The sequence below is a fragment of the Bartonella sp. TT67HLJMS genome, assembly GCF_042193375.1.
In the GTDB taxonomy this organism is placed as follows: domain Bacteria; phylum Pseudomonadota; class Alphaproteobacteria; order Rhizobiales; family Rhizobiaceae; genus Bartonella; species Bartonella grahamii.
Window position 1 is genome coordinate 65,510 of record NZ_JBHILP010000002.1, and the last position, 13,552, is coordinate 79,061.

A 13,552-nucleotide genomic window follows, 5' to 3' on the forward strand; every position below is an offset into this window, starting at 1 on the left:
ATACAATAAAAGAAGCATTTTATACACTGTTTCTTTATAAACAATTTATAAAATTTGTTTTTTATAAAATTGAGTATTCATTTATTGGATCTATATCATTGGCTTTTTTATAAATATGGTACAATGCCGCTGTATAAAATGGGATACATTGTCTATTCAGTAAAAATTTAACATCCCAATTATACACTTACAGGCTGATCATATTAATGAACATACCATGATAAAAAGTGAGAGATATAACCATGATCGTGCATAAGAGTTAAGAAATGTACCCCCCACATTTATAATCTTTTATTCCACAAGAAAGTGTAGCAATGAGATAAGGATTAAACACAGAGTCCAATTTCTTTTCCATATTGTGTACATACTTATTTTAAATAATAGTTCATCATCTTAGCTTAGTTGAAAAGGCTAAAAAGAGTCAGACTCTGTTATTCTAACTCTAGTAGTGATAAAATATTTATATTATCCATAAAATTTTTACTAGAACATCACCAACATGATCAATATGTTGATCAAAAGATCAAACAATAGCTTCATCTCTTATAACTCCATCTCAAGACAAGTTTTTCTATAACATTGTAAACATCAATTTAATTGATACAAAAGTAGCTCCACTAAAATATAATAACCTTAAGAGACCAGTATTCTCACCAAACCGTTTACAGAAAAGTAACCCTATATATGTAAATTGTAAAGAATATAATGACTCTTATCTTTTTAACGTTATAGAAAAATAGTCTCTAACTTGTTTTTAAATGATAGGCAAACATCTGCGCCAAAAATGAAGAATAACGTGATACTATTATTGAGATGATTATATGTGATAATGCAGTTTGCAAACACTAAAATGCTCTTGAACGTTAATCATTCGATGTTCTCTTTATACATATTGAAAGATTTGTAAAATCTGAAATTAATAAAAATTGATAAGAGCTCTTGTTGATTGATCAACTTATACATTGATAGAATGAAGCTGCTTATTCTAGGAGTTTGAAAGGAAAAAACAATAATGTAAATGCATTTCTCTCTAGCGAAAAGTAAGAACTAATTTGCATTCGTTTCTTTGTGAAACATAAACGCAACTGAAAATAAAAATGATGACAACAAAACGAAAGACGACCCGAAAAAAAACTGTAAAACACCGTAAATACTATAGTAGTATTGTTATAACACTTCTTCTTATAATTTTTCATTTTATTTTTTGGATAGCAAAAACTCTTTATTTCTATACACGAAAAAATACTTTATTTTTTGTTGGATCTCTTCTTTTTAGCATTAGTTTTTTATTTATTTCATTTAATGCTTTATTTTCGCAAATGACAACGCATCAAAATATTTTAACTCAAATGAAATTTTCCTCCGTTCAAAGTATAGGGAAGAGCTCTACTTTATTGGAAAAAGAAGCAAAATCACAAGAACTCTCTCGTGTAACTTCTCTACATTCTCCAAGTCATCACCATACAAATTCACCTTTACCTCCTCAATCAGCAAGCATTCTGGAAAAGCAAAAAGAACTAGCAAAATTAGGACTTTATGATGGACCTTTAGATGGACTAGAAGGACCTAAAACACGCCGAGCTATCACTTTATGGAAACAACAAACTGCTCAGAGAATGCAAAAGAATGCTCTATCTAATCCCGCGACAGATGAAATTGCGATATTAATTAAGCAGAGCGAAATAGAAACAAAAAATACAAAAAATATGACGCACTTAAAAGAAGCTATTTCAGAGCCTTCTGTCGAAGATATTATACAAGTGCAAAAAGCTTTACATATTTTTGGGAATGAAGAGGTTATTGTCACAGGAATAGAAGATCAAAAGACGATAGAAGCCTTAAAACAGTTTCAAAAAATGTTTGATCTTCCTGTAACAGGTAAAATTAATCACACAATTTTAATGAAAATGCGCGAAATTGGTTTATTAAATTGAGGCTAATCATCTATACTATAAAAATAATCTCTTAATTTATAATGATCATTCATCTTGCGCTTGTTTAATGCCCCCCAAACATTCCTTCATCTCAAGCCCTCTTATATTCAATCAATCAGAATGGTTTTCTTACACATTATATATTGCGCCATACAATTTGCTGTAAGAAAACCACAACAAATTGCAGAAAAAAGAAATATTGCAAAATAACAAACGCGCTTGTTTTGGCATTTTTATTACTTCTGATGATAAAAGGATACGAAATTTTGTTGTAGTATCATATAAACCTTTCATATTCTCGAGCCACGAATTGTCCAAATCTTATCGTCAATTTGATCTTTATAAATATGACGCAAAGAATTTGTGCAAACACCTGTAAGGATAAGTAGACGTAAAGCTAGTTGTGTTATGCTTGTTGTTTTGCAAAGTGTCTGATAAAAAACCGGCACTTCTCTCCAATCTATTACTGGAAAGTTTTGTGTTTTATGACGTTGTTTTCTAAGAGAGCGTGTGCTTTTGGTGTCGTCTAAAAATCAACATCCAAACCTAACGCAGCAGTATGTTTGAAGCAAATGTTAAGACAGTTTAGTACTTTCTCAACTGTTATAGCTTTTGTATGCCAAATGGAGGCAAGGGCATTGCACATCTCTGTTTGTATAATCTCTGAAACAGAGAGACAGTCTAATTTGGGAAGAATATGAAATTTTAAGGGTAGAAAACAGTTTTCATCTTTGCCATTTCCTTTTAATTTAGCTTTACGACTTTCAAAGACATCTAAAGCAATGTCTTTAAAATAATGGAGATTACCTATTGCCTCATGCTTTTATTTAGCTCGCGTCTTTTTGGGCTCCCCCCTCACGTAAAACAAAATGTCCTAAACGGAATATACGTGGATTGCCATTCACGAGCTTTCTTAAAAAAACATTTCTAAAGCACCCAAGCCCATTTCGCAACAACGGCCCGTGAATAATAATAGCAGCCTTCTCTGTGCGCTATCATCTTTACGCTTGTGAAGAAGCAAACCGGCACCATTACACACTGTACCTACCTTCAATTTGTGACAGCTCTTGACACTTGAAGAAGCATATCCTTGCTTTATTTTTTTATCCATAGACGCTAATTCCGCCTGTAATATGCAAAAAACATGGTTTTAATTGATCCATTATAAAAGAAGTTGAAATGAGAAAATCTTGTGATATTTACAGCTTTCGTTCAATATGAGAAATAAAAAATTATCATTATAAATCAACATATTGTATAACTTTGATATTCCTTCAGCAATGTAAAGATGATAGCGCATAGTAGAGTTTATATACTTTGGGAAGATTTTTATAAACTTACGGGGAGTTTTACATAATCCCCATTCCACGAATGTCAATGTGAAATGGGGCATCCACTGAGAGATGTCTATCTCAAACAGCATGATGTGCAAAAAAAAATGCATTTGTTTGGAGCATTCTATTTTGCGTGAGGAGTCCATTCCCCTATAAAAAAGCAAACGTGTAAATTGACTGCACAATAATACGTTTCTCTCTATCAAGAGGTTCGTCAATAGAAAGTGTATTAATAATACATCTTTGTCTATCCTGCTTTATATTTTCTCTCATAAACCTCTCAAAAATATACTTTCTCGCGTAACATAACTTATCGTGCATTTTAGAAGCAATTTTATTTCCTTTATTAAAGAAAATAAAAGAATATATAAAAATTTATTTCAGTAATAACTATACAACAAAAAAATATTAACCCATTACACCCTTTTTGCTATTGCGGCCTGGGCTGCTGCTAAACGAGCAATTGGTACTCGAAAAGGAGAACACGAAACATAATCTAGGTTATTTTCTTCGCATAAAGCAATAGATGCAGGATCGCCTCCATGTTCACCGCAAATTCCCAATTTTATTTTTGCACGCTTTGATCGTCCACGCTGTGCAGCAATGGTAATAAGTTCTCCTACTCCATCACGGTCAATAGACACGAAAGGATCTTGCTCTAAAAGACCTTTTTGAAAATAGGTTGCCAAAAAAGGAGCAGCATCATCACGGGAAATCCCAAAAGTGGTTTGTGTCAAATCGTTTGTTCCAAATGAAAAAAATTCAGCAGTTTCAGCAATTTCATCTGCTCGAAGCGCCGCCCTTGGAAGCTCAATCATCGTCCCAACCATATATTGAATAGTGCTTCCCTTTTCTTTCATCACTTCCTCAGCAACCTGATCAATACGTGCCTTTACAAAATCGAGTTCAGATTTAAGCGCAACAAGTGGCACCATAATTTCAAGCATAACAGGAGATCCAGATTTTTGGGCAGCTTCTGCTGCTGCTTCAAAAATCGCCCGCGCTTGCATTTCTGCAATTTCAGGATAAGTAATAGCTAAACGGCATCCACGTAATCCAAGCATAGGATTAAATTCGTGCAACTGCTGAGCGCGTTCAGCAAGCACTTCAGCAGAAACACCCATAGCTGTTGCAACATCAAGAATTTCTGTTTTCGTTTTAGGTAAAAATTCATGTAATGGTGGATCTAGCAAGCGGATAGTAACAGGTAAACCACACATAATTTCAAATAATTCACTAAAATCTGAACGCTGCATTGGCAAAAGCTTATCCAGTGCTTTACGACGACCATTTTCATCATGACTTAAAATCATTTCACGCATGGCAACGATACGTTCATCAGAAAAAAACATATGCTCCGTACGGCAAAGACCTATACCTTCAGCCCCAAAGGAACGCCCCATACGGGCATCAGACGGTGTCTCAGCATTAGCGCGAACTCTGAGACGCCGCATCCCATCAGCCCATTCCATTAATTTTGCAAAGTCTCCGCAAAGCTGAGGCTGCAACATTGCAACTTTCCCTTTGAAAATTTCTCCACTTCCACCATCAATTGTGATAACATCACCTTTTTTAAAGCTTTCTCCTGAAGCAAACAGCGTATTTGTGTTATAATCAATCCGCACACTGCCAGCACCAGAAATACATGGTTTTCCCATCCCCCGCGCAACAACAGCAGCGTGACTTGTCATACCGCCACGCGTTGTTAAAATTCCTTCTGCAGCATGCATACCATGAATATCTTCTGGGCTTGTTTCTACACGGACCAAAATAACTTTGCGACCTTCCGCCGACACAGTTTCTGCCTCTTCTGAAGTAAAAACAATTTCACCAGTTGCGGCTCCAGGAGAAGCAGGTAAACCACGTCCTATAACAAAACGTTCTGCTTTGGGATCAAGTGTTGGATGCAAAAGTTGGTCAAGCGACTTTGCATCAATACGCATCACAGCCTCTTCATGGCTTATTAACCCCTCTTCAACCATTTCAATTGCTATCTTGAGAGCCGCACGAGCCGTGCGTTTTCCCGAACGAGTCTGAAGCATCCATAATTTACCTTTTTCAATGGTAAATTCGAGATCTTGCATATCCCGATAATGCTGCTCAAGCTTCTGCGCTATCTGACATAATTTCAAAAAAGCCTCAGGCATAATTTTTTCTAATGACGGCCTATTTGAACCAGCAACAATACGCGCATTTTCTGTAATATTTTGAGGCGTTCGAATGCCCGCCACAACATCTTCCCCTTGCGCATTAACTAAAAATTCACCATAAAGTTCTTTTTTCCCTGTTGATGGATTGCGTGTAAAAGCAACGCCCGTTGCTGAATCCTCACCCATATTGCCAAACACCATCGCTTGTACATTCACTGCTGTTCCCCAACTTTCAGGAATATCATGTAAACGACGATAAGTGACTGCGCGTGCTGTCATCCAACTTGAAAAAACCGCTCCAATTGCTCCCCACAATTGTTGTTCAGGATCTTGCGGAAAAGGTTTCCCTAATTTTTCTTCAACGTATGCTTTATAAGAAATAATAACATCTTTCCAATCATCTGCTGTCATTTCTGTATCAATAGTGTAACCATTGCGTACTTTTGCTTCATCAAGAATTTCTTCAAAATACGAATGATCTAACCCCAAAACAACGTTAGAATACATTTGGATAAAACGCCGATAACTATCATAAGCAAAACGTTCATTATTAGCTTGTAAAGCAATGGCTTTTACAGTCTCATCATTCATGCCAAGGTTAAGCACTGTATCCATCATCCCTGGCATAGAAGCCCTAGCCCCTGAACGAACAGAAAGCAAAAGTGGCTTTTGCTCACTCCCAAATTCACGTCCTGTTTGTTCACCAATGCGTCTTAGTGCTTGCTTAACAGATTCCTGTAGCTCTTCTGGATATGATTTGTCATGGGCATAATAAAAATTACAAACCTCTGTTGTCAGCGTAAATCCGGGTGGTACGGGCAAACCAAGATTACTCATTTCTGCCAAATTAGCCCCTTTACCTCCGAGAAGGTTACGTTCACTTGCACTTCCTTCTGCCTTTCCATCTCCAAAACTATAAACCCATTTTTTCATTGTACAAATCCTCCCATATCAGCATCAAAACATCATTCAACCTAGGCTCACTAAAAGCAATGATTTGATTCAAAATCGGCTTAACAAAAAATATTGCTTCATAAATGCATACTATTAATCCTTCCAAAAGCGATAATGACAAAAAGTATCACTATCCATCTTCTGGAAGATTAAGATTCATTTTTTAAGAAAACTATCAATCACCGAAAAAAAGTCTTCTACTTTCATGGCACCTTCATATTTACTACCATTAATAAAGAAAGTAGGCGTTGCTGTAACACCAAGTTTTTTACCACGCTCAAAGGATGCATTCACTTCATCTAAAATGGCTTGATTTTTCAAACATGCAGTAAAACTTTCATCTGTAAAACCAGCCATTAAGCCAATTTTTTTCAATGGTGTTAGAGCATCTTTTCCGAAAGCCCATTCATTTTGTTTTTGAAATAAAACTTCTATCAAAGGAAAATAGCGATCTTCTGGTGCACACTGTGCCAACATAAAACCTGCTGTTGCCCGAGGATCAAAAGCATAATCGCGGAAAATCAGTTTTACTTTTCCTGTTTTGATATATTTTTTACGAATTTGAGGAAGTATATCATTATAAAAATGCGCACAATGGGTACATGTCAACGAAGCATACTCAACAATGACGACTGGTGCATCCGCCTCTCCCTCAAAGCGATCCTTTACTTTACCCGATTGGAGAATCTCTTCCATATCAACAGTTGCCACTGGTTTGGGATCACGCGCTAAAGCAACTGTTACACTATTTTGTGCAATCGTTATGAAGAGAAAAATTATCCCGAAAGATAAAAAAGAACGATATTTTACCATAAATAATACTTTTCTGTTGTTATTAACGAATAAGAATCCAATGCTTTCTCATATATTAAAGAAAAATATATAAAATATCTTTCTATTTATTATTTTTTTCCAAGAAAATGCAACAGCCAAGTTTATAAAGTGATTGGCGCAAGCTTTTATCTTCAATTCCTTCAAGCATTTCTCCCACGCATTTTTTGTCTTGTTCACTCAAAGACGATTTTAGAGGCAAGTGATTCATAAAAACCGACATACTCCTTTGCTCAATCTTGATGCGATCAATAGCAATATAGCCAAAAAATCCGTTAATTCTATGAAGTAATTCCTCTGTTTCATGCATCAATTTTAACGCAGCAAATCCTTCACATGCGACAACAAGTGTTGCTGGCTGAAAAACATCATCTTGATCTGCACGACGTTTCCAAATAATTTTAAGCGGCATTGTATGTTCACTGATATCATAGCCCGCAATTTGTGGCCAATGTTCTATAAGCGCCACATTAAGCCCTGTCCGTTTGCGTAAAACTGGATCAAGTATTTTGTATACCGTCTCAGAAAGAGAATAAAAGATATGTTTTTTAAGTTGTTTTCTCATTTTTAGATCATTGTTCAATCGCTTACTAAATTAAAATCATTTGTTTCATCTAAAAATTATTGCCTCCTCAATTTATGAAATATCAACAAAATAAATAATTTTTTCTTTTGCATTTTATATCTTCCTATGCTTGAAAACAATCATGTATGAAATTTCTTCGCACCTCCTTGCTTGGTACGATCAAAATCACAGACATCTCCCATGGCGGATTACCCCCGAAAAGCAAAAACAAGGTATCCGTCCTGATCCTTATCAAGTTTGGCTTTCTGAAATCATGCTTCAACAAACAACCGTTGAAACAGTTAAGCCTTATTTTAAAAAGTTTCTGAAACTATGGCCTGATCTTTCCTCTTTAGCAAAAGCCTCACAAGATGACATCATGAAAGCATGGGCTGGACTTGGTTATTATTCACGCGCACGTAATCTTAAAAAATGTGCGCAACAGCTTGTTGAAAACTACGCAGGACAATTTCCACAATCTGTAAAAGAATTGCGAACTCTAGCCGGTATTGGAGATTATACTGCCGCAGCCATTGCTTCAATTGCTTTTAATCACCCTGTAGCAGTGGTTGATGGTAATGTCGAACGTGTGGTAGCGCGCCTTTTTGCTATCACTTCAATATTACAAAAAGCAAAAGTTGAAATTAAAGAAAAAACACAAAAAATTACTGCTTTAAATCGTCCTGGTGACTTTGCTCAAGCAATGATGGATTTAGGAGCAACAGTTTGTACCCCACGCAAACCATCTTGTTATACCTGCCCTCTTCAATGTTTATGTAAAGCAGCAAAGACGCAACAACCGGAATCTTTTCCAGTCAAAGCCCCTAAAAAAGAACGCCCTTCAAAAACAGGTATTGCTTTTGTGGCTCTTAATAAAAAGAGACAAATTTATTTGGAAAAACGACAGACGCAAAAGCTCCTTGGTGGAATGACCCAAATTCCTAACAATATTGGCATAAACAACGAAAATGGGCTCCAAAATGCACCCTTTACTGCCAATTGGCAATTCAAAGGACAAATTACGCATGTTTTTACTCACTTTTCTCTAAAACTCGATGTTTACTATACTGAGGATGTTCATGAAATGAATTGTGAAAATGGTTGGTGGTGTAACATTCAACATCTTGCCAAAGAAGCACTACCTACTGTTATGAAAAAAGCCATTTCTGTAGCACTTCCCAATTCTTTCAGATTTAAATAACCTTCCCTATTCGTAAAAATGTTTTCTAACGGAGACTTTTGTATCTCTAACGGTCATTTATTAAGTCATTTATTAATCTGTAAAAGAAAAACTTAAAAAAATGAAATAACCAATTTTTTCTACAGATAAGAATTAAGGAGGGATAAAAAAGCTTAGATTTAAATTTCAGGATCTATCCTTTTTTGCTTATGAAGGAGCAAGTCAGCACCATCATTATATTTACCAGCCCCCTACAACAACCCTTGGCACTTGAAACGGTTCATAAAAGGTACTTTTTAGTTCTTTCTTTAACAATTTTATTCACACGCCAACCCCGCTTATGACATGCAAGCAAGTAAATTTTATTGATTCAATATGAAACAGTTCTGAAATAAGAAAATTTGACGATATTCGGGGAAACTCAATATGAATAACGCTAAATTATCTTGATAAACCAATACATTTTACGCACTTTATAGATGCACGTATTACCTCAAAAAAGCACTTAATTTTGAGCTTCTGAATGAGCCTTTTAATTTTGATATTTCATTTTTATAAGATTATATTAAAATTTTACTGTTTTGGAACTAAAATCAGAACATAGAGTAAAATTTCTCATTTTAATTTCTTCTACAAAAAGCATAAAAATACTCGCTTGCCGCTTACAAGCGAGATTAGTGTTTTAATAAAAAACATCTAAGAAAGGCATAAAACACCCTCACGTCCATCTCAATCAAGATCAGGTACATTGATGATCACTCTAGAATGAAGCAATCAGCTTAGTTCATAAAACACCCGTTTTTAACATTTGTGAACGTATGATCATTCTTAAATGATCTATGGACTTCAACCGTCCATTTTCCTCATAATACCAAAATGTCCAACCATTACAACTCTGCGAATCTTGAGCCTTTCTTCCCATTGCGTGAATTGAGCCCGCTTCACCACCATGCATAATCGTACCATCAGCTCTTACAATAGCAGACACTTGCTTCTTACGATCATAAAGAACTTCTCCAGGATAGAGTAAACCTGCTTCAAGCAAACTGTTGAATGCTACGCGCGGTTCTGCTTTTTTTCTATCCAAAATCGCTAATTCTGGTTGCGCTAAAGGTTTAACCGCTGCAATTCTCTCACATGCTGCATCAATGTAATCTTGCTCGCGTTCAATCCCAACAAAATCACGCCCTAAAAGCTTGGCAACAGCACCTGTTGTTCCCGAACCAAAAAACGGATCAAGAATAACATCACCAGGTTTACTAGAAGCCATAATAATACGCGCTAATAACGCTTGCGGTTTTTGTGTTGGATGTAATTTACGCCCTGAATCATCCTTTAAACGTTCAGCTCCAGTACAGAGAGGGAAAAGCCAATCTGAACGCATTTGTAGATCTTCATTTGCCGCTTTTAAGGCATCATAATTAAATGTGTACTTTTTATCTTTTTGATCTCGCACGGCCCAAATAAGCGTCTCATGAGCATTTTGAAAACGGCGCCCTCGAAAATTAGGCATCGGATTATTTTTGCGCCAAATAATATCATTAAGCATCCAAAAACCTAAATCTTGTAATGCCGTCCCAACTCGAAAAATATTATGGTAAGATCCGATAACCCAAAGTGTTCCGTTGGGTTTTAATACACGACGACAAGCAAGCAACCATGCACGGGTAAAAGCATCATAAGCAGCAAAACTCTCAAACTGATCCCATTCATCATCAACCGCATCAACAAGCGAATGATCTGGACGATATAAAGCTCCGTCCAATTGCAAATTATAGGGTGGATCCGCAAAAATCATATCAACGGAATGTTTTGGAAGTTTTTCTAGAACGGAAACACAATCTCCTTTAAAAATTTTATTGCGCCATGGCATCTGTGAGGGAGTACGAAGAAAATCTTTTTGAAGCTGAATAACTGTCATGAAAAACCCAACAAAATTAACTGAATTTGCCCTATAATCAACCAAAATAGTTTATAGGCCCGCATTACCAATCCATATTTACAAAATAGCGTAAACGTATCGTTAAAGTTCTACAAAATTGATAATTGTTTTTGTTTTTTTAAGTAAAAAAAACTTTCATATGAATGAAACCTTATTTTTCTTTTTTTCAATGTACTGTTCCCGTATCTTTTATTTCGTAAAAGAATTAAGAATCATTTTCAAAGCGTATTTTTATGAAATAAGATCCTCTCAATATCGTTTTCATGAAAGTTGTCCATCTCGTAATATGTAAAGGAATATCTTATGCCTCAGATAGATCTTATTATTTTTGATTGTGACGGAGTTCTCGTCGACTCTGAATATCTTGCAGCAAAAATTGGATCTCAATTGCTCAAACAAACAGGATATGAAATATCACCCGAAGAATTGAGTGAGCGTTTTGCAGGGCTTATTTTTCGCGATATTCTTAAACAAGTTGAACAGGAAACAGAAAAACCAATTTCCGCTAATCTCATAGATCAGATGACTAATATTTTTCGTACACAAATAAAAACTAAATTACGGGCTATTGATGATGTAAGAGAAGCCGTAGAAATTATTCAAACACGCTATCCCTACTGTATCTGCTCTAATGCAAAAAGCGTAGATATAAAAGAGATGCTCACCACGGTTGATCTCTATGACCTTTTTGAAGATAAAATATTTTCAGCACCTGAAGTTGGAACAAAAAGAACGAAACCGGCCCCTGATGTTTTCCTTTTTGCCGCACAACAATTACAGGCAGAGCCACAAAACACTATCGTTATAGAAGATTCCCTTCATGGTGTACACGCAGCCACAGCAGCAGGCATGCGTGTCATCGGCTTTACGGGAGGATCACATAGCTATCTTGGGCACTCTAATGCACTTGCAGAAGCTGGTGCAGAAACAGTTATCGCAAAACATGCTCATTTAGGAGAAGTCTTAGAAGCAATGGCAGTATGGAGGGACCTATTATAAAAAACCTCTTGAATATATTAGTTTGTAAACCCTTATGTAAGAAGCATTTTTACTCAAATGCCCTTCTCTTCTCGTTGCTTCTTTTATAATAACTTCAATAAATGCGTAATTCACGATACGGGTGAATTGCATTTCAATGTGAAGGAAAAAATATAGCACCTCGTTGAGCAATCAATAAGTCAGTTAACCATTGCACGCGCTTAAAAAAAAAGCAAACAACAGGGAGGAAAACTCATAAAAATCAAACCCTGCTTATCTATCTCAAATCCGATATCCCACTCCCAACCTCAGCAGCCCATCCTGATAAGTTATTATATTTTTCAAAAAAGGAATATGACGATGCCCTGCTCGACAAGATGTGAAAATTGCTAGCCTCTTTCATCTGATCAAAAAAATCACACACTATGGTAAAATTTTAGAGTATGTGCGTATTGAACATGGAAAGCATATTAAAATTCGCGGAATCTATGGAATACAAGAGTTTATTGAAAACAACAAAAGCGTCCTTGTTGAGTTAGAAGGACTTATATTTACTCAATCCAAATCTCGTAAACTTGTTGAAGGTTTATTTACTTTGCTGCTTAAACAGTATTTTAACAGCATCAATTGGTACAACCTCCCTAAAATTACAAAAGATAAAAAGAATAGATTCTTATGACGATGTGCATTTTATAAAAAACATTTCACACCAAGTAATTTGCGGTCAACACATTGATTTATAATAATAATTTATCATTATTGAACTAAACAAAAAAACGAATATTGTAAGATTCTCTTATTTCAAACCTAGATATGCTGAATTAAAGAAATAAAAATGTCTCTTAATAAATCATCTCAAGATGCAAAGATTGTAGCAATATTAGAAGCGAGCAAAGTGTATGGCGATGCCATCTTTCTTCTTTATAAACATCAAAGATTCTGATGCCCTAAGAATTTTATATTATGGGGCTTTATCATCATATCTATAATTGCAAAATAGGCTTGAGTACCTTGAGAAGGATTTCTTAAAAAAGCACATAAATATGAAACATAGAACAACGTAAAGAGATACCTGTAGTTGCTCAAAATTTTCTGAAAGCACTTGCATAGACTTTTTTAATAAGCAATAAAATCAGATCTTTTCAAAAGTAATCCAACTTTAGGAAAGACATCCTTTCTAAAAATAAAAGTGGTTTTTCGGTTTGGAAAGAAGAAAATGTTGAAAAATATTATCTAATGCCGATCTTTCAGCACTCATAAATGTCTCTGAATTGATATTCTTCTATATACTGCTTTACATCACATTAATATGCTGTTCACATTGGCGAGAAAAAGATAATATCATTTATCTCTATCCAATTCGAGCTCTACTTTATACTATGAGAGAACTGTATATTTTTAGTATCTATAACAACTATTGTAAATAATAAAAATTTATCGCATCCATTTATATTTTAATATTTGATAGTATTTTTATAAATACATCATAATTTTCATATTTTTTATTATCTATAAATGTATTTAAAAAAAATAATATTAATATCATTTTATAAAAATTATGCGATCACCACATGTTATTTATATATAACACATAACGAAATATTTCATAAAATTTTAAAAAATATTTTTGTGACTATTACTGTTACCTTTTTACAATAATGTTTACAAAAAAATATATTTATAT

General features: G+C 35.0%; 7 protein-coding genes. 3 read left to right on the forward strand and 4 right to left on the reverse strand.

All coding sequences use genetic code 11. The annotated features are described in order from the left end of the window. The first annotated feature begins 1,100 nt into the window (after window positions 1-1,100). Window positions 1,101-1,934, forward strand: coding sequence for a peptidoglycan-binding domain-containing protein (locus ACFIJQ_RS01545; RefSeq protein ID WP_375628325.1), 834 nt, complete (start codon window positions 1,101-1,103; stop codon window positions 1,932-1,934). Window positions 1,935-3,684: 1,750 nt separating this feature from the next. On the opposite strand, the gene ppdK is transcribed toward ACFIJQ_RS01545, so the two are convergent. The 3 genes from ppdK to ACFIJQ_RS01560 all read right to left on the reverse strand — a co-directional run bounded on the left by ppdK (window position 3,685) and on the right by ACFIJQ_RS01560 (window position 7,768). After that, window positions 3,685-6,351 carry a pyruvate, phosphate dikinase gene (gene ppdK / locus ACFIJQ_RS01550; protein ID WP_375628195.1) on the reverse strand — a complete coding sequence of 889 codons (2,667 nt, stop codon included), beginning with the start codon at window positions 6,349-6,351 and terminating at the stop codon, window positions 3,685-3,687. A 177-nt stretch (window positions 6,352-6,528) separates the two neighbouring features. Continuing rightward, window positions 6,529-7,185, reverse strand: coding sequence for a DsbA family protein (locus ACFIJQ_RS01555; RefSeq protein WP_012754843.1), 657 nt, complete (start codon window positions 7,183-7,185; stop codon window positions 6,529-6,531). 82 nt (window positions 7,186-7,267) lie between these two features. Next, window positions 7,268-7,768 (reverse strand): DUF721 domain-containing protein, encoded by a 501-nt coding sequence (locus ACFIJQ_RS01560; protein ID WP_375625109.1) that lies wholly within the window; start codon window positions 7,766-7,768, stop codon window positions 7,268-7,270. Between the two features lie 142 nt (window positions 7,769-7,910). Between ACFIJQ_RS01560 and mutY the strand changes: the two genes are divergently transcribed. Then, window positions 7,911-8,969, forward strand: coding sequence for an A/G-specific adenine glycosylase (mutY, locus tag ACFIJQ_RS01565; protein WP_375628197.1), 1,059 nt, complete (start codon window positions 7,911-7,913; stop codon window positions 8,967-8,969). A 763-nt stretch (window positions 8,970-9,732) separates the two neighbouring features. On the opposite strand, the gene ACFIJQ_RS01570 is transcribed toward mutY, so the two are convergent. Continuing rightward, a complete protein-coding gene (locus ACFIJQ_RS01570; protein ID WP_375628326.1) occupies window positions 9,733-10,821 on the reverse strand; it encodes a site-specific DNA-methyltransferase in 1,089 nt (362 codons plus the stop codon). 372 nt (window positions 10,822-11,193) lie between these two features. On the opposite strand from ACFIJQ_RS01570, the gene ACFIJQ_RS01575 reads away from it, so the two are divergent. Then, window positions 11,194-11,889: an HAD family hydrolase gene (locus ACFIJQ_RS01575; RefSeq protein ID WP_375628199.1), complete on the forward strand. Its 696-nt coding sequence runs from the start codon at window positions 11,194-11,196 to the stop codon at window positions 11,887-11,889. Window positions 11,890-13,552: the final 1,663 nt, after the last annotated feature.

Coding starts and splice junctions, on each gene's coding strand:
- ACFIJQ_RS01575 (WP_375628199.1), top strand. CDS start 11,194: ATGCCTCAGATAGATCTTATTATTTTTGATTGTGACGGAGTTCTCGTC.
- ACFIJQ_RS01570 (WP_375628326.1), bottom strand. CDS start 10,821: ATGCCATGGCGCAATAAAATTTTTAAAGGAGATTGTGTTTCCGTTCTA.
- ACFIJQ_RS01560 (WP_375625109.1), bottom strand. CDS start 7,768: ATGAGAAAACAACTTAAAAAACATATCTTTTATTCTCTTTCTGAGACG.
- ppdK (WP_375628195.1), bottom strand. CDS start 6,351: ATGAAAAAATGGGTTTATAGTTTTGGAGATGGAAAGGCAGAAGGAAGT.
- ACFIJQ_RS01545 (WP_375628325.1), top strand. CDS start 1,101: ATGACAACAAAACGAAAGACGACCCGAAAAAAAACTGTAAAACACCGT.
- ACFIJQ_RS01555 (WP_012754843.1), bottom strand. CDS start 7,185: ATGGTAAAATATCGTTCTTTTTTATCTTTCGGGATAATTTTTCTCTTC.
- mutY (WP_375628197.1), top strand. CDS start 7,911: ATGTATGAAATTTCTTCGCACCTCCTTGCTTGGTACGATCAAAATCAC.